General features: G+C 49.8%; 12 protein-coding genes. 8 read left to right on the plus strand and 4 right to left on the minus strand.

The window, feature by feature from the left end:
- The first annotated feature begins 167 nt into the window (after window positions 1-167).
- On the plus strand, window positions 168-1,847 hold the full coding sequence (locus AWQ24_RS14440; protein WP_065717222.1) for a PLAT/LH2 domain-containing protein: 1,680 nt from the start codon (window positions 168-170) through the stop codon (window positions 1,845-1,847).
- A 190-nt stretch (window positions 1,848-2,037) separates the two neighbouring features.
- Window positions 2,038-3,156, plus strand: coding sequence for a mannan-binding protein (locus tag AWQ24_RS14445; RefSeq protein ID WP_065717223.1), 1,119 nt, complete (start codon window positions 2,038-2,040; stop codon window positions 3,154-3,156).
- Between the two features lie 56 nt (window positions 3,157-3,212).
- Here the strand turns inward: AWQ24_RS14445 and gghA are convergent, their stop codons facing one another.
- Both gghA and AWQ24_RS14455 read right to left on the minus strand, forming a co-directional pair.
- Window positions 3,213-5,762, minus strand: coding sequence for a glucosylglycerol hydrolase (gghA, locus tag AWQ24_RS14450; protein ID WP_198161490.1), 2,550 nt, complete (start codon window positions 5,760-5,762; stop codon window positions 3,213-3,215).
- Between the two features lie 526 nt (window positions 5,763-6,288).
- The gene (locus AWQ24_RS14455) at window positions 6,289-6,549 is read right to left on the minus strand and encodes a hypothetical protein (RefSeq protein WP_157096878.1); all 261 of its coding nucleotides are present in this window, start codon (window positions 6,547-6,549) and stop codon (window positions 6,289-6,291) included.
- A 103-nt stretch (window positions 6,550-6,652) separates the two neighbouring features.
- Here AWQ24_RS14455 and ggpS point away from each other — a divergent pair, with 103 nt between their 5' ends.
- The 6 genes from ggpS (at window position 6,653) to AWQ24_RS14485 (ending at window position 13,185) form a co-directional block, all read left to right on the plus strand.
- Window positions 6,653-8,155: a glucosylglycerol-phosphate synthase gene (gene ggpS / locus AWQ24_RS14460; RefSeq protein WP_012308437.1), complete on the plus strand. Its 1,503-nt coding sequence runs from the start codon at window positions 6,653-6,655 to the stop codon at window positions 8,153-8,155.
- A 137-nt stretch (window positions 8,156-8,292) separates the two neighbouring features.
- Window positions 8,293-9,993, plus strand: coding sequence for a glycerol-3-phosphate dehydrogenase (gene glpD / locus AWQ24_RS14465; protein ID WP_065717226.1), 1,701 nt, complete (start codon window positions 8,293-8,295; stop codon window positions 9,991-9,993).
- Between the two features lie 196 nt (window positions 9,994-10,189).
- Window positions 10,190-11,131, plus strand: coding sequence for an NAD(P)H-dependent glycerol-3-phosphate dehydrogenase (locus AWQ24_RS14470; RefSeq protein WP_339367123.1), 942 nt, complete (start codon window positions 10,190-10,192; stop codon window positions 11,129-11,131).
- A 126-nt stretch (window positions 11,132-11,257) separates the two neighbouring features.
- Entirely contained in the window at window positions 11,258-11,893 is a 636-nt protein-coding gene (locus AWQ24_RS14475) for a phosphoribosylanthranilate isomerase (protein ID WP_065717227.1), read from the plus strand.
- A complete protein-coding gene (locus AWQ24_RS14480) occupies window positions 11,886-12,482 on the plus strand; it encodes a molybdenum cofactor guanylyltransferase (RefSeq protein WP_065717228.1) in 597 nt (198 codons plus the stop codon). The genes AWQ24_RS14475 and AWQ24_RS14480 overlap by 8 nt, the downstream gene beginning before the upstream one ends.
- Window positions 12,483-12,507: 25 nt before the next feature.
- Complete coding sequence (locus AWQ24_RS14485) at window positions 12,508-13,185, plus strand: ATP-dependent Zn protease (RefSeq protein ID WP_065717229.1); 678 nt, start codon at window positions 12,508-12,510, stop codon at window positions 13,183-13,185.
- A 102-nt stretch (window positions 13,186-13,287) separates the two neighbouring features.
- Here the strand turns inward: AWQ24_RS14485 and AWQ24_RS14490 are convergent, their stop codons facing one another.
- Entirely contained in the window at window positions 13,288-17,214 is a 3,927-nt protein-coding gene (locus AWQ24_RS14490; protein ID WP_065717230.1) for an AAA-like domain-containing protein, read from the minus strand.
- A 44-nt stretch (window positions 17,215-17,258) separates the two neighbouring features.
- A protein-coding gene (locus AWQ24_RS16080) for an IS5 family transposase (RefSeq protein WP_157096829.1) occupies window positions 17,259-18,052 on the minus strand; the annotation gives its coding sequence in 2 pieces (ribosomal slippage) (window positions 17,259-17,719 and window positions 17,719-18,052; 795 coding nt in all).
- Window positions 18,053-18,110: the final 58 nt, after the last annotated feature.

The following is an 18,110-nucleotide window of genomic DNA, read 5'->3' on the forward strand; positions in this document are numbered from 1 at the left end:
ACAAGTGGCTATTTTGACGTAAGAGTCCTTACTTAGAAATGGGTCAGTGCAATATTTTTGAAGACGAACTGAGTTGTTTGATCGCTGCAATTTTTTTACAAACTGCATAAGCTCTCCATCGCTATCACTACTTCTAGGCAAGCTAACTTTATTACTCCTCACAACCCATGTTTAACTTCGATAACTCTCCATTACTCAAAAAGACAGCCCTCGGCACATTCCTTGCCCTTGGCCTAGTTAGTTCAGTCCAACCCGCCCAAGCCCAAAGCACCATTCCCTACTGTATCTCTGTCAAAACTTACACAGATTCCGGCTCTGGTACAGATAATCCCATTTACATGACGATGCACGGCGAAAACGGCACGAGTGAACAATTCACACTGCAAGGTAGCCATGAAAATAATGATTTAGATGAATTTGTCCATGAAACCTTAGATATTGGCCTTATCAATAGAGTCACCATCGATGTCGATGGCTGGCTAGCCGATAAATGGGCCGCCAACTATGTCCGGGTTTACCGTGATACCACCTGTAATCGTAAAGATGATGCAGACGGATGGTCTGAATTCTCAATTCGCAAATTTTTAGATTACGATCCCGTCTCCTTCAATCGCACAGGGGGAGCACTGCCTAGGGTAACGGTTACGCCTGCTGGCCCCGTTGTGAATAACCCGATCAGAATTACTTTGGCCCAATTCAGCAATAACCCAGGTACTCTTGAGCAGGAAGTAATGCGCATTACAGAAAGCTGGAGTCGGGTTGATGGCGTTTCTGTATCTAAAGACACGACTAATACCGTCGGCGCTGGAATTTCGATCACCTATGAAAGTCCGGAGACCGTGGCTGGAACCTTTGGGGCAGAGGCCCGTGCAGAATGGCAACGTTCCATTAATGAAGCAAGTTCCGAATCCCAGGAAAAAATGAGCGCTTCGGAATTTAATTGGGCATTTATGGCACCAGCTCATACAGCAATCATCCGTAAGATAACGTTTGAAGTTCCCTATGCTGAACAGGTGTATCGCTCCTCTACGGGTGAAAGTCGTGCTATCCGCAAAGTTGGTGCGCAAATTCGTCCCGTTAGTTCAGGTGATTTCCTCGTTATCCCTCAGCGCAACGAAGATGGTTCAATTACAACAATTGGCTTAGATACTCTAGAAGACGAATGGTTTACGCATCTTGATCCTGACCAAGTCGATACGATTCGTCGTCAATATTTACCCAAGTGGTTGCAAGCAGGTTGGGTTGTCTCTGGTCAAGGCGGTCAAATCATTGGTCAAACACCATCCACGCCAGCACCTCCCACAAACCCGACGCCACCCGTAAACCCAACAACCCCTACACCGAATGCCGTAACCGGAACCCTGATCAAATTTGCGAATGGCTATCTGCAAGAAACAAGTTCTGGGGTTTGGCAAGAGTTCAATGCCAACGGTCAAGTAACATTCACCTTCCAGGAAACAGGACGCGACGACTGGTCTGTTTATCTCAATGACGCCTCTCGGAATGTCCAGCTTCAGTTAGATTTGTACCGTAAGATGATCTTCTATGGGCAAAATAACGGGCCGAAAAGTGATCTATATCCGATTACAGCCTCAGATATTACCCTAGCGAGATTTGCAAACGGTCATCTACGAGAAACCAGTCCCGGAGTTTGGCAAGAGTTCAATGCCAACGGTCAAGTAACATTTACCTTCCAGGAAACAGGACGCGACGACTGGTCTATCTATCTCAATGATCCCTCTCGGAATGTTCAGCTTCAGTTGGATGTTTACCGCAAGATGATCTCCTATGGACAAAATAACGAGCCGAAGAGTGATCTATATGCTGTGACTTCTTTCTACCGCTAATACCGGATATGACGATTGACAAATTAGTAATCTAAGGGCTTCAAAACAAGGAGCCTATTTTACTTATCAAGTATTTTACGGTAAGCATCTCAAACACAAAGTAAGCGGATCAAATATTACTTAGGTCAAATTCAACTCCAAAATACACCTTGATAAAGCAACAAAATTACTATTCAAAGCGACAAAAATTATGTTTAACAAACTTGCTCTCTTTTCCTGTTTCACAACTTCAACGATTAGCCTCCTATTTTCTTTGAGTTTACCTGCAACTGCAAATACCATTCGCGCCGTTGAAGCTGGACCAATTTGGAATCAAAGTGATGCGAATATCAAGTGTCCCCGACTCGCCCAAGAAGAAGGAGGAACCTGGACTGGTCACTGGTGGACAACGATTTCAGGGGTTATGTCTGTCTGCCAGCTTGAATTTTCAAATAATCTTGAGAGCAAAAGTTTCTCTATTCTCAATTACAATGTAATGCTCTTAAGCCGCAATATTCCCGGCCAAGGCAATCTCATGCAAAATTACCGCGCCCAAGAAATTGCCACAGCGATTCGTAATTCAAACCCATGGGATGTCATTGTCATTAATGAAGCCTTCGATAATGAAGCTCGAAACAACTTATCGCGCAGTTTAAAAGAAGCGGGGTATTTCTCTGCTACTGAAGTAGTAGATACAAATAATGGAAAACTAGAAGATGGTGGGGTATATCTGCAAAGTCGTTGGCCGATCATGGCAACTGACCAGATTATTTTTTCTGATTGTAGTGGCTTTGATTGTCAATCCAATAAGGGGGCTGTGTACGCCAAAATTAACAAAGAAGGGATCATCTATCATATTTTTGGGACTCATCTACAAGCAGATACGGAAAATAGCGGTGTCAGAGCAAATCAATTAAGGCAATTGGAGACTTTTATTAATCAAAAAACAGGGGGTGCACAAGCACGAGGGGAAGCAATCATTATCGCTGGTGACCTGAACTTTAATTATCAAACTGCTGAATATGACAATGCTCTTGAGACTTTAAATGCTCAGTTTTTAGGAAATATTCCCCAGGGTTATACTTTTGATCCTCGCATGAATGATCTCGCAAAATATCGCTATCCAAATGATCCATCTGAATGGCTAGACTATGTATTAGTCAGTAATGAAAGTATTCAACCGAATCGCACAACACTTGATCTTACAAAGTTTCGTACAACCTCCCAGTATGAACTGCCAGGGAAAGGTGATTTCTTGAATTTATTTGGTGGAACAATGGTGCGTGACTTGTCAGATCATTATGGACTATCTGCAACCTATCTTTTCTGATTTTGCAACATCATTCGATGGTTCTAGGATTAATGATCTAACAAGACCATTAGCTTTTACTCGTCAAAAATACGCTCAAGAACGAGGCCTTGGCTATCTTTTAATTCAAAGATCTTCAGCGCATCTTCTGTTTGACCAATGTCTAAACCAGGGGTGGCGATCGCCACACGCCATTCAGAAAGATCCAACTGGAGCCAATCACCGAGGGTAATGGTGGTTGGTTCGCCGCCCATGTGGGTCACCATCACGATTTGCTCTGGGGTTTGATCGTTCTCTTCGGCAAGAGGTTCCGTGCGCAAACCGTAAAAGATTGTGTGTTCTTCGTTGCTGAGACGATTAAAGCGATCGCCTTCCTGGAGATTTTCTCGCAGCCAAGGGTGAGCGCGACGATATTCCCGCAGGGCTAAATTAAATTCTGTCTGGGCGGGATCAACCCGGTCGAGATAATGGGAAACCCGACAGGTTTCGTGGCCATCCTCCATAAACGCCATGGCAATGGTCTTCAGTTTCGGCACCGTTAAATGGTCGAGGAAAGCCTGGTGATCGGACTCCCCAATTTCTTGCATCGGTTTAACTTCACAGACCCCGTCGGGATTGCCGATACAGCGTTGGCACAGATCGGCGGTTTTCTGTAAATCGTAATCTGTGACGATCATCGCCTCGTTCAAGGCGCGCATAAACCGCTTCAGAAAATCTAGATCCTCAAAGCCCAACTGTTTGAGATGCCGAAAGGCCCAGGGTTTAGCAAATAATTCAGGAGTAATCTGCCAGTCCAAAAAGCCCACTTCTTCCGCCGCGACTTTGACCCCATAAAGTTCGTCAGTATTGCGGAAAAAGCCCCAGGGTGCCCGCATCAAAGAATTAATAAAATCCATCGGCAGGCCGGGCATAAAGCCATAGACCCAGAGGGTAGTCGCCGGATTATCGTAGGCATTTAAAATAACTTCGTTGAGGGTCGCGCCCAAATGCCAGTTAATGGCGGCGGCTTGGGCATCGATTTGGTTCCCCCGACGCACCGTATCGTGGTTGGCACAACCGGTGATCCAGCGATCGCCTTGGAACATCACTTCAATAATGCGGTTCCATTTGTAATCCCAAAACCCTTCGATGGTGGGTGTATTGTGGGCAAAAATCAATGGCCCCCACTGGTAGGATTCTGGGCGCAATTCAATCAAATCGCGATAGGTTGAAGAATTTTCCCAACCTTCTTCGGGCCAGGGCCGACCGTCCTCAAAAATAGTAAAGAGTAACCGTTGGCGATCGCCAATATCCTGAATCACATCACTCATCGCCAACAGATAAGCATCATCCTGCTCAACGCGACCGGAAAGGGGATTAAAGAAGCGAAAATCTTGCCCGCCATCAATGCGAATACCGTCAGCCCCGGAGTTAATGCGTCGCCGTTGCAACTCTAGAAGGATCGCCCGCACCTGGGGTAATTGGTGGTTCAGATCCTGCCCGTACATATTTGGGCCTTTGAGGTACTGATTGTTCAGGAGCTCCAACGATTGATTGTCCGCGTGGCCATAGACCAGATCATAAATAATTTGGATCGGCCCCTCCGCAAAATTATGGAGGGTACTGATAAAGTCCACCAATTCATCGGGACGGAGGCTACTGAGGATCGTTGGGTTGGTCGCCGCCGACCCTAAAATCGGCACATCATAGCCCCAATTTTGGGTTTTGGCCTTGCGGAGGGTGACTTCTACTTCGAGGCCACAGGCCATTTCTCCGGTTTCAATAGCTTCATTGGGGGCGATCGCAAAAAATTCGTGGTGGCGGTTGTCCCCCTCAAGGCGATATTCAATGGTGGGTTCAATGGGGAGCAATTGCAGCGCGTCGTAACCGACATAATTTTGTTCGGCAGCGGTGAGGGGTTCTCCGGCAGCAATCTTTTCCGAGAGACGCTGGTAAACTTGGGTCAGGCCCGCCAGGGTTCCTTCGGGGGAGGCTGTTTTGAGGTGAACCTGCAAAATATTTAAAGGGGCTGGCACCCGGGGCAGCACTTCATTGGCATCATCGAGGATCGGCCGTTCCCAGGGGGCTTGGTCGGGGTCGAGGGGGGTCGAATGGGCCTCAAAATAGGCAAGGTCTGTTCGTTGCCCCTGGAGGCTGTCCATGTCGTAGAGTTCCGCTGGCCCAAAAACCCCATAGGGCAGAGAATAGGCCAAAACGTCGCGGATGATCGAAATTTCATTCTGGAGGCGATCGCAGTAGCGCAACCAATACAGAGAGCCCATTTGCTCCCTCGTGCCTGGGTGCATCCCCGCAACCACACCCCAACAGAATTCCCCCTGCTGTTTGAGTTCTACACAGTCCCGGCGGCACTTAATGGTTTGGCTGGGGGCGCTAAAGTCCACCGCTTCGAGGGGGGTAAAGACTTCCAAGAAGATGTCGCGGTTTGTTTGGATCACTTCCCCTGCCAGTTCCGGTGTCCAGAAACCGATCTCCGTGAGGCCATCCGCCCGGTAATGGGCCCCCAAGCGTTTGGCGAGGCGTTGCCCCTTGTGGAAATAACTTTCATTGGAATGGGTCACTTGGGCTGCCCAATCTAACAAAATTTGGGTGTCTGCTTCGCTAAGCTGAATTTGAGAGGCCGTATTCACTATCTAAGTAACCGTAACAACAACTAATTCATCGGATCGGGTGCCTGGGGCGATCGCCCATTGCCAACCCATGCATCCTCGCATCTGCCGAATGACTTATCTTTTGATCGCAAAACAGCAAAGATAACTGATGAGTCGATGAGATAAATCAATATATCCTGACAGAATCAAATTATTTTTTCGACTATCAATTTATCGGCGATCGCCCCCAAAAAATCACTTTAAAATGCGGCTATTCATACCTTAATTACTTCAGAAAGCATCAGGAATCTTTGTGATGCATCGATTTTTTGAGCTTAAAACCACCTTAATTTAAGATTAAGTTTTGCCCGAAAGATTAACCTTTCGACGGGCTTTCACCCCACAGATAACCGTTTAAATAAAAAGTCCCACCCATAATAAATCATTATCTTTCCCTCCGGCAAGCCATCACTAACTCAGCCAAAAACATAAACTGAGAAAAATGTTATAATGAAAAAGTGTCCAATTGAATACGATGGCCATTTATCGACCATTTTTGTAGTTTTTACGGCCCATGAAACAAGCCCTCGGAAGTTTTGAAACCCAGCTTCCCCAGGTGAGCTTCCCCACTAAATTTGCCGTTCGTCGGGAAATAATGGCAACGCCCTTTACACTGGGCCTCTAAATATTTGTTGGTGAGCATTGCCCCAGTGTTGTGCCTCTGGTTGTGGGGAGTGAGTTCAAGGCTAGAGCCAATGGTTGATTTGGGTACTGTGTAACGGCGATCGCCAACGGTTTGCCCCCCAAGATCCAGGTTGCAAATCATTTTTACCCGGTGCCCCCGGCCCACAACATCTGCTGGACACAGGCCCATTGTTACCGCAAGCGGCCTTTTTTTATCTGAACCATACCAACCCCTGGAGGTCTTAATGAAATCTTCTCTCGTCATTCTCTACCATAGGGAACCCTATGATGAGGTGCGCGAAAACGGTAAAACCTTCTACCGTGACAAAACAAGCCCTAACGGGATCATGCCGACCCTCAAAAGCTTCTTTGCCAATGCCGAACAAAGCACCTGGGTCGCTTGGAAACAAATCTCTGGCAAACAACAAGAAAATTTCCAAGCCAAGATGGCATTTCCCGGTCAGGAAAACTCCGTGGTTCACCGTATCCCCTTGTCCGCCGACCAGGTTAAAAATTTCTATCACATCACCTCAAAAGAAGCCTTCTGGCCGATTCTGCACTCCTTCCCCTGGCAGTTTACCTACGACTCCTCGGACTGGGAAAACTTCAAACAAATCAACGAGATGTTTGCCGAGGCTGCCTGCGAAGATGCCGACGATGACGCCCTCTTTTGGGTCCATGATTACAATCTCTGGCTGACCCCCTACTTCATCCGCCAGAAGAAACCCAACGCTAAAATTGCCTTTTTCCACCACACGCCATTTCCGAGTGTTGATATTTTTAACATTCTGCCGTGGCGTGAAGCGATCGTAGATAGTCTCCTCTGCTGTGACCTGTGTGGCTTCCATCTGCCCCGCTATGTGCAAAATTTTGTCGCCGTCGCCCGGAGTTTGCGCAAGGTCGAAATTACCCGCCAAGTGCCCGTCGATGAGCATGCCTTTACTGCGGTGGGTACCGCCCTCGCAGAACCCGAAATTACCACCCAGTTGAAATACAAAGATCACCTGGTGAATTTGGATGCTTTCCCCGTGGGCACAAACCCCACCCAGATCCGCGCCCAAGTAGAGAAAGCCAGTACCCAGGAGCGAATTCGCAAAATCCGGGAAGAACTAGGCAGCAACAAGCTGATTTTGTCCGCTGGACGGGTGGACTACGTGAAGGGCACCAAGGAAATGTTGGTCTGCTATGAACGCCTACTAGAACGGCGACCGGAGTTGCAAACCAAGGTGAATCTGGTGGTTGCCGCGGCCAAGGCTGCCTCTGGGATGAGAGTTTATAAAAACGCCCAAAGTGAAATTGAGCGACTCGTAGGTCGGATCAATGGTCGCTTTGCCAAGTTGAACTGGACTCCGATTTTGCTCTTTACCAGTGCCCTCTCCTACGAGGAACTTCTCGGTTTCTTTGGGGCCGCAGATATTGCCTGGATTACGCCGCTGCGGGATGGCTTGAATCTGGTCGCCAAAGAGTATGTGGTCGCCCATGGTTGCGATGATGGGGTCTTGATCCTGTCAGAATTTGCGGGATCAGCGGTGGAACTGCCCGATGCGATCCTCACCAATCCTTACGCGGCGAAGCGGATGGATGAATCCATTGATCAAGCCCTGGCCATGCCCGTCGAGGAACAACAACGGCGCATGAAGAGTATGTACCAGGCGATCCAACGCTATGACGTGCAGCAGTGGGCCAATCATATGTTCCGGGAAGCCAAAGCAACGGCAGTCCTGGGTAAGGAGCCGACCCCCGTCTAGGTCTTAACCTGGGGGAGAGGCGATCGCCGCCATCAAAATCCCCTGGGTTGGGTAGTGAGACAAAAACGGTGGATTGCACCAGTCATGACCCAAGCCAACTAACCGCACAAGTTTGACCCTAATTCCCAACCTGAATAATGCGAGATTTTCAAACCATTCAAAACACAACCTACGATCTAATCATCATTGGTGGCGGCATTAATGGCGCTGGGATCGCCCGGGACGGGGCCTTACGGGGCTTAAAAACCTTGCTCATTGAAAAGGAAGATTTCGCCAGTGGCACCACCAGTTGGTCTACCCGTCTGATCCATGGGGGCCTCCGTTACCTAGAGTATTTAGAGTTTCATTTGGTGCGGGAGTCCCTCCACGAGCGAGAAGTGCTCCTGCGTACCGCGCCCCACCTGGTGCAACCCCTTCAAATGACGATCCCCCTCTACAAAGGGGCGGCCCGGGGCTACTGGCTCATCCAAGCAGGGATGTTGCTCTACGATATTTTGAGTTTTGATAAAACGGTACCCTCCCACCGGATGTTGAGCGCCCGCAAGTTCCAGAATCTTTTCCGCACGGTGCGATCGCAGGATGTGGTTGGGGCCGCCCAATATTACGACGGCCAGGTAGAATACGCCGAGCGACTCTGTTTAGAAAATATTTTGGATGCCCAGGCAGCGGGGGCCACGGTTTTAAATTACACCGCCGTCACAGCTCTCCAACGGGATGAGAATACCGCTACAATTCAGGCGATCGCCTGTGAAGATCAACTCACGGGCCAAACCTTTACGGTTCAAACTAAAGGCAGCATGGTCGTAAATACCTCCGGCCCCTGGGTTGATGAAGTCTGTCAGTTAGGCCGCGCCGCCGGCGAAGCTAAACCCATCGGCACAGAACAAAAAATGGGTGGTACCAAGGGAAGCCACATTGTCGTTGATCCATTTCCTGGAGCTCCCCAAGCGGCCCTCTATGTGGAAGCGGCCAGCGATAATCGCCCCTATTTCATCATTCCTTGGTTGGGTAAATACCTCATTGGCACCACGGATCTGAAATATACCGGGAGCCTCGATCATGTGAAGGCCGACAACGACGAAATCGATTATCTCCTCGCCGAAACCAACCGAGTGTTACCATCGGCCCAGCTCAGTCGGGCTGATATTCGCTTTACCTATTCCGGGGTGCGGCCCTTACCCTATGTGGGGGACAAAAAACCCGGCAGCATTACCCGCAGTCATATTTTGTTTGACCATAGTCCTGAAGGGGCAAGAAATCTTATTTCCCTAATTGGCGGAAAACTAACCACCTATCGGCAAGTGGGCGAAGAAATGGTGGATTTGGTCTACCGCAAGTTGAATCGTCCCGCTCCCCCTTGTCCCACCCGCAAACGGACTTTACCGGGGGCGATCGCCGCCGATTCCCACATCATTGAGACCATGATCCGTCGTTATACGCCCACGGTTGATCGCACCACGATCCAACATCTGTTCCGGATGTATGGCGCTAAAGCCCCGGAAGTCCTCGCCCTTGTAGATGATGCCCCTGACCTGGGCGATCGCCTAGTGCCCTATCTCCCAGATATTAAGGCCCAAGCAGTCTATGCGGTGCGCTCTGAGTTGGCCTATAACCTCAAGGATATTTGCCGCCGCCGCACCACCCTCGCGATGTTGGCGAACTACGGCTATGATGCCCTGCCGACCCTCGTGGAGACCCTCAAAACCCACTGTGGTTGGGATGATGCCGAAGGCGATCGCCAAGTGGCCGATTACAAAACCTTCATTGAACAGAATTGTCTGCCTGACTATCGCATTGAGGCCCAGGCCCAGGCCTCAAAAACAGAAGTTTATTCCTAACGGTTTTGCCGTAGATTCTTACTTACACTAAAGCAAACAACTTCACCGGTAGGCGGTTGGCGTTGTTCTCGTTCCCGACTCAAGTTTGTTAGACCCGATTTTTCTGAGAAGATAGATGACAACCATTTCTCCCAATGACCTTGACCAAGACGCCCAATCCCTTAATACTGTTGTCCCGACAATACGTCTAAAGTCTGTGAATACAAACCGTAAAACCATTGCCATGCTGGGGACTGGGGCCTGGGGTTCCGCCCTCGCCACCCTAGCCGCCGTGAATGACCATGATCTGCGGCTCTGGTCGCGCCGGGGTGAGCTTTCTCTCGAAGAGGCGATCGCCGACGCTGACATCATCATTTCGGCCATCTCCATGAAGGGGGTATCCGATGTAGCAGAGCAACTCAAGGCGATTTCCCTCCCCGCCAAGGCAATTATTGTGACGGCCACCAAGGGTTTAGATCCCAAGACCACCCGGACTCCGTCTCAAATTTGGCAAGAAACTTTCCCTGACCACCCAGTAGTCGTGTTATCGGGGCCGAACCTCTCGAAGGAAATTGAAGCTGGTTTGCCCGCCGCGACGGTAGTAGCCAGCACTGACCTAGAGGCCGCAGAAACTGTCCAAGAAGTGTTTGCGTCCGACTGTTTCCGGGTCTACACCAACAACGATCCCCTGGGCACTGAATTAGGCGGCACTCTGAAAAATGTCATGGCGATCGCCGTAGGGGTCTGCGAAGGCCTCAAGCTCGGCACCAATGCCAAATCAGCTTTAATTACGCGGGCGTTACCGGAGATGATTCGCGTAGGGGCGCACCTGGGAGCCCAGCCGGAAACCTTCCTGGGTCTTGCAGGGCTGGGAGATATGCTTGCTACTTGTACCAGTCCCCTCAGTCGCAACTATCGCGTGGGCTACGGTCTGGCCCAGGGCAAATCCCTCGAACAGATTCTCGAAGAGCTGGGGAGTACCGCCGAAGGGGTAAATACCACCGCCGTATTGCTTGATCTGGCTAACCGTGAGGAAATTCCGATCCCCATTTCCCGGCAAGTTTATCGTCTTCTCAAGGGGAAAATTACGCCCATGGAAGCGGTGACAATGTTGATGGAACGGGATCTGAAGCCAGAGGCCTGTGATCTGCTGGAATAAAAGTAATCTCTATGGCCCCAGAGCTCTAGTTACAAAGATTTCAAACATGATTAGGGGCGATCGCCGCCTCTTTTTTTTGTGGTGTTGTGCTAAATTCGCACCATGGTTATGGCGTAGAGAACTTTCATGCGGATAAAAATTTGTGGGCTGACCCAGATAGATCAGGCCCAGGCGATCGCCAAGGTGGGAGTAACGGATCTGGGATTTATTTGTGTCCAAAAATCGCCCCGGTATGTGACGCCCACCCAACTGGCAGCCCTGACGGAAGCCTTGCCCGCGCACATTGGCAAAGTGGGTGTTTTCGCGAACCAGACATTGCCTGAAATGCTGGAAATCATTAGTCAGGGCAACCTCACCACCGCCCAACTCCACGGCGATGAATCCCCAGAGTTGTGCCAGCAACTCCGCCAGCAACGGCCCGACCTCGAAATTATTAAAGCCCTGCGAATCCGCGATCGCCATTCTTTGGCCCGGGCGAAACAATATGAAACCGTGGTCGATGCGCTGCTCCTCGATGCCTACGATCCCCAACAACTCGGCGGGACGGGCCACCAGATTAATTGGGATGATCTGCGCCAATTTCGCCCAGCAATTCCTTGGTTCCTCGCGGGGGGGCTCAATCCCGATAATATTGCCGTCGCCCTGGGCCAACTGCATCCCGATGGCATTGACCTATCGAGCGGCGTAGAACTGTCCCCCGGCATTAAAGACCTCAGCAAAGTTCAAGCCTTGATGGCCGCCCTCCAGCCCCTCCATGCCTAATTCTGTGCCAATATTTATTTTGCTTGGTGGGAAAAGCCAGCGCATGGGCACCGACAAAGCCCTTTTGCAATGGGGTGAACAAACCCTGCTCCGGCGTACCCTTGAGATAGCCACGGCCCTCAGTGACGAAATTTATCTCTTGACCCCCTGGCGCGATCGCTACCAACCCTATCTCAGCGCCACTGTCCACTGGCTCGATGATCCGGCTCAACAGGGGGGACTCGTTGCTTTACATCAGGGTATGAAAACCCTCAATCTCCAGGGCTGGGTTTTACTGCTCGCCTGTGACTTACCCAAGCTTGATCAGGGGCAATTAGAGCAATGGATTCAGCAACTAGACGAAATTCCCACAAGGTACACAGCCGCCCTCGTCAATCAGGGGCAATTTTATGAGCCCTGTTGTGGTTTCTATCGCAATACGGCCCAAACTTCGCTCCAACAATTTATCGATCAAGGGGGGTGCTCTTTTCAAAAATGGTTAGCCACTGTGCCTGTTTTCCCGCTGGCGATCGCCAACCCAGCAATGCTCTTTAATTGCAACACCCCCGCCGATTTCGCTACCTTGAAGACGCAACCGCCCTCGCCGTAGCCAATCAATTGACCAACCCAGTGCCATGCAACAAACCGCCCTTAACCTAATCGCCATCGGTGTTTTCTTGATGACCATGACCAGCCTTTTGGGAGGGATTTTTCAGTTGTCTCCCTTTGTCCCCGCTGGCATTACCGCTGCCGTGATGGCCTTTGCCACCGTGGATACGTTCAATTGGCAAGGGCGAGGCATGACCTTATTCCTTGATTTGTTTACCCCCGCCGAACAGCGCCAACGCATTTTGCACCACGAAGCGGGCCATTTCTTGGCGGGTTATCTCCTCAGCATTCCGATTACGGGCTACAGCCTTACCCCTTGGGAAGCGATTAAGCAGGGCCAAATGGGCCAGGGAGGCGTCAGTTTTGATCTCGAAAGCGTCGAAGCTTCCCTCAAAAATCCCCAGCAGATGAATCTTTTACTCGAACGTCTCAGCACCACCCTCATGGCGGGCATCGCCGCTGAAACGAGTATCTACGGAAAAGCCCTGGGGGGAGCCAACGACCGCCACCAACTCCGCCAACTGTTAGCCAAACTCGGCATTTCTGTCACCAGCTACCAACAACGGGAGCAATGGGCCCTACTCCAAGCGAAAAACCTTTTGGATCGCCACCAAGACGCTTACCAAAATTTGGTCACTGCAATGGCTGAACGCGCCTCCTTAGAAGAATGCTTTTCCCTCTTAAATACCGAATCCCAAGCCTAATGACTTGATCAAACTCAAAAGCAAGTATTGTTGACAAGCATTAAATCAAAAGCTTTGTATTATCAAGTTTGCTAATGACAACTTAATTCATCATCTGGTGAGCTAATCATCTTGACAAAGTTGTTGGTGACTAAACTTACTATCAATTTGATGAAGATAGGGCTGTACCCAGGCACAACCGTAAGCCACAATCTGCTCCATGTTAATTAATCGGTCGATTTCCCAGAGAATCACGACATCATCTAAACCACCGGAGACCAACAAGGGACTTTGATTCGCCTCCATAAAGCGTAAGGCAACATCCAAAACGCGGTCCTCATGGCCCTCTAGGGTAAGCCGCAGACTACCATCTAGGCTCCACAATTTAATGGTGCTATCCCAACTGCCGGTCACAATAACTGTCCCCCACTCCGCTGGTAGACCGGTGTTGGTGGGGATAAAGGTCACCGTGTTTACCCGCTTTTTATGATCCTCAAGGGTCTGTAATAGTGTGCCATCTAGACTCCAGATCTTGGCGGTTCTATCTTCACTCGCTGTCGCCACCATCTGACTATCTGGACTGAAGGCCACCTCCAAAATTTTATCGTGATGACCCTCAAGGACAAGTTGAGGTTGCAGTGAAAAATGACCTGTCTCATCCCGCTGCCACAGCCACAGCTTTTGTTTTTCTCCTGCGGCGGCAATCCATTGATTGTCCAAGCTAAACGCAACAGTATGTATTCGACCTCGACCTTTTGTCAACGTCTGTATCAAGGTGCCATTTTGATGCCATAGCTTTATTGAACCATCCCAACTGGCTGTTGCGAGCTCATCACCGCTAGGACTAAAAGCCACATCAAATACCACATCTCCATGGGCGTTGATTGTTGTTTGTAATTGACCATCCCTGCCCCATAAGCTTAAGTGACCATCATTATGAGCCCCGGCGATCACCTGCCCATCCGGACTCACAGCGACTGACCATACTTCACCACTGGCGCCGGCGTTTAACGCTAAGGTTTGTCGCAGTTGTCCAGCCATAGTCCAATGCTTAATAGTGTTGTCAGCACTAGCAGAAAAGATCGTGCCATCGGAGGCAATGTCGACCCCCCATACCGATGATTGATGGCCCCGCAGAACCGTCAAACTATTAGGCTGCAGTTGCCAAGTGCGGAGGATAGCATCTCCGCCCCCTGAGATCAGTTGTTGACTATCAGCGGTGAAGTTCGTTTCCCAAGTGCCGGTGACATGTCCTGTCAGGCTTTTAATTAGGTGACCAGCTTGATCCCAGAGCAGCACATGATTATCCCAACTAGAAGACGCAAGGGTAGTTCCGTCAGAACTGAAACTGAGATCAACAATTGCGCTACTGTGGGCAGAACGGCTTTGCTGCACTCTCCCATCTGGATACCACCAAATCAGATTGCCATACCAATCCCCGGCGACTAAGGTTTGCCCATTGGTGCTAAACGTCACACTGACGAGGCGATTTTCCACACGATTACTTTCTATGGGATTAGACAATGTTTGTAATTTTTTACCCTCTAAATTCCAAAGAATAAGGGTATTGTCCCAGCTAGCAGAGGCGAGGGTTTGGCTATCGGGACCGAAGGCCACATCCCATACAAAATCCTGATGTCCTATAAAGGTATTCACTAGTTTCCCCTCTATCGTCCAGAGTTTGACGGTATTATCTTCGCTGGCGGTGGCAATCCATTGTCCATCAGGGCTGATATCGAGGGCCATCCCTCTTCCCTGATGCCCCTTAATTGTTTTGAGCGGCAGACCAGCCGCTGTCCATAGTCGCAGGGTGCCATCTTTACCTATAGAAACCAAGCGCTGACCATCCGGTGTAAACGCTGCGTCGTGAACTTCCCCCTCGTGTCCAATCAAAGTTTTAATCTTTGTACCATCCGCATGCCAGAGTGCGATTTCCCCCTGAGGATGGGTCGAGGCAATGCGTCCATCGATGGGATTTAACGCCAGACCGAGAATGATACCCAAATCTGTATCTATCCGGTTACGTTCCATCGCTTGAAACGTCGCTCTGCGTAGGTTCTGTTCAACCTGGTTTATTAACTGACTGGGGGGTCGCCAGAGTGTTTCGAGACGGCTTTGGGCTTGGAGGGCCGTCACCAGAGCATCGAGTCGATTTTCCGAGGCGAACTGGGCCTCAGATTGATTGGCGATCGCCGCAATTTCTTGCAGAGCAAACTGATGCTTTTGGTGCCATGCAAAGACAGCCAATGTACTGGAAATTAAAAAAGCGGCACTGACTGAGCCGAGTAACCAGCGTTGCAGGCGCTGCCGTTTTTCCTGTTCAACGAGGCGGGCTTCTACTTCCCGTAGCCGTTTTGCTTCCTCCTTACGTTTGACTTCATCGAGGTCGGTACTTGTCCCAAACCATTTGATCACTTCTCCGTTATGGTCACAAATGGGCACCGCTCGATTTAAAAACCACCGATATTGTCCCTGGGCGTCCTGTATCCTCAGCTGTACTTCATAGGCTTGCTTGGTGGCAAAAGCCCGGTCCCAAGCCGCTAAGCTGGCATGAAGATCGTCGGGATGGATCAGACTATGCCGCTGGGCGCCAGCCAGATCTTGGAGGGACAGACCCGAAAAATCATGGCCCTGTTGGTTGGCATAGGAGAGATTACCATCCGGTTCAACAATCCACACAATCTGAGGAACCGCCTCCGCCAACTGCCGAAAAAAGCGTTCACTCTCTTGTTGAGCATTAAGTGCTGCCTGAATCCGTTGCCGTTCAATATCCTGACTGGCCGCTAAAAACTGATAATCTACATCACTCAGGCTTTTGTCTCTGGCCCACTGTTCAGCATCTCGCAGGGATTGCCCCTGTAATAGATAGGATTTATCTTGACGACCCAAGGCCAACCATTGCTCCAGGATATTAGCGTATGGGCGCAGCTGATGGAGTTGACGGTCAACCCAGTTGAGGCTAAAAACCTGCTGGTAAATGCGGTTCTTGATGGTGAGTTGATTTCCCTGACGAACGACTAATCCCGAGAGGACTAAATCGGTTTGTTCACGGCTGTCATCGGTATAGACAGGTTCCTCCTGCAGCAGTTGTCGATAAATACCGAGTAAACGACCTGTGCGATTTTCACGCCAAAATAGATGATCGCGGATAGTACGTAAATGAATAGGCTCATCCTGAGATTCCCAGTTTTCGATGAGGTGCGATCGCACAATGCCTTCAACCCAAACTTCGACCATCCCTGCTGATAACGCTAACGGCACCTGATCAGCCTGTTGCGCAGTCTGGACTACCAGGTCACAGAGCTTTTGGGTTAAAAAGGGTTGCCCACCTGTCCAAGCGAGAATGCACTTTAATACCTGCTCGGGATCACTGACCCAGGGCTCTAAACCAGGTTGAAGGGGCTGACTCTCAGATAGACTAAAACCCGTTAGGGGAATGGCACGGCCTAGGTTAAACGGCGTCCGTTGCTTATCAGCGATTAGGTCGGAGGGGGTGGTCACACCGAATAGCCCAAAGGTTAAACGACGGTAACGGGGGTCATGGGCCCGCTGGTTATAGCAAGCACGCATCCAGGCAAAAAAATCGTCGGTAGAAAAATCGAGGCTGAGGAGACTGTCAAGTTCATCGATGAAGATATATAGGGGAGGCCCTTCAAGGTCAGGGAGTAAAAGTTCCTCTACCAGTTGATTGAGCCGTTGTACTAGGGTTAATGTTTCGTTGGCCTGCCACCATTGGCAAAACTCTTTCTGTCGCCCCAACCCGAGACTTTCCAGCACACTCATGCTTACCCCGGCATACCATTGGGTTTGAATCAGACCAGTACTACCCAGCCGAGTCATATCAACATAGGCACAGCGGGCTCCAGTTTGTTGCAATTTTCGCCGTACTCGCACCAATAGGGATGATTTACCCATCTGGCGGGCACTGAAAACATAGCTAAATTCCCGCGCTTGTAACGCCTCATAAAGCTGGGTATCCGCCTGCCGCACAACATAATGGGGGGCATCAGCCTGTAAACAGCCACCAACGTTATAGTGCAGGTTAGTCATGCAAAATATATGCCCATCTAAGAGCCTATCTATAAAGTAAATCTTTAGGTAACCAATCGCCGTAGCATTAAGCGAGTCATGCAAGCATAAATTGCCGCCTCCGATACTTCGGGGAATTTTTCATATTCCTTACTCAGACGACGATACCAATTCAACCACCCAAATGTTCGCTCCACAATCCACCGTTTTGGTAGCATCTGAAATTCTCGCCCCTCTCTTTTGATTACTTCTACTGTCGCCTGTATCATCAGCCAAATCCCCAGTCCAAAGACCTCGCCACGATATCCGGCGTCGACCCACATTAATTTCACTCTCTCTAACAACTTTGGCTGTGTTTCTAATAACTCCATCACCGCCGCCTTTGCTAAGGTTCGTTCTGAGGCATTCCCCTCTGCCACCATGGCTTTATAGACCAGACCTAAGCTATCCACCAACAGGCCCCGGCATCTTCCCTTTACTCTTTTGCCTCCATGGAAGCCAAATACCTCCCCCTTTTTTCCGTCGTTTTTATCGACTGAGCATCTACGATTAACACACTTGGTTGTACTGATTTACCTACTTGTTGTCGACATAGGCCGCGCAGAGCATGGTTAATGCTTTCCCATACCCCTTTCCTTTGCCATTTTCGATAGTAGTAGTACACCGTTGGGGAGGGCGGGAAATCCTTTGGTAAATATTGCCACTGACAGCCTGTTTTGAGGAGATAAAAGATACCATTGCAAACCCGTCTCATGTCAGTAGTCCGAGGATGACCACCGGGTTTGGCGGGGGGAATCAAGGGTTGGATTAAGGCCCATTCTGCATCGCTCAGGTCGCTAGGATAGACTTTATCTGTCATGGGTCAAAGCCTCACCACAACGCTCAGTTACCAACCAATCTAGCCTCTATCTTTTCCA

The organism is Picosynechococcus sp. PCC 8807, from assembly GCF_001693295.1.
GTDB lineage: Bacteria > Cyanobacteriota > Cyanobacteriia > Cyanobacteriales > MRBY01 > MRBY01.

Coding starts and splice junctions, on each gene's coding strand:
- AWQ24_RS14480 (WP_065717228.1), top strand. CDS start 11,886: ATGCCTAATTCTGTGCCAATATTTATTTTGCTTGGTGGGAAAAGCCAG.
- AWQ24_RS14440 (WP_065717222.1), top strand. CDS start 168: ATGTTTAACTTCGATAACTCTCCATTACTCAAAAAGACAGCCCTCGGC.
- ggpS (WP_012308437.1), top strand. CDS start 6,653: ATGAAATCTTCTCTCGTCATTCTCTACCATAGGGAACCCTATGATGAG.
- AWQ24_RS14490 (WP_065717230.1), bottom strand. CDS start 17,214: ATGACTAACCTGCACTATAACGTTGGTGGCTGTTTACAGGCTGATGCC.
- AWQ24_RS14445 (WP_065717223.1), top strand. CDS start 2,038: ATGTTTAACAAACTTGCTCTCTTTTCCTGTTTCACAACTTCAACGATT.
- AWQ24_RS14475 (WP_065717227.1), top strand. CDS start 11,258: ATGCGGATAAAAATTTGTGGGCTGACCCAGATAGATCAGGCCCAGGCG.
- AWQ24_RS14485 (WP_065717229.1), top strand. CDS start 12,508: ATGCAACAAACCGCCCTTAACCTAATCGCCATCGGTGTTTTCTTGATG.
- AWQ24_RS14455 (WP_157096878.1), bottom strand. CDS start 6,549: ATGATTTGCAACCTGGATCTTGGGGGGCAAACCGTTGGCGATCGCCGT.
- glpD (WP_065717226.1), top strand. CDS start 8,293: ATGCGAGATTTTCAAACCATTCAAAACACAACCTACGATCTAATCATC.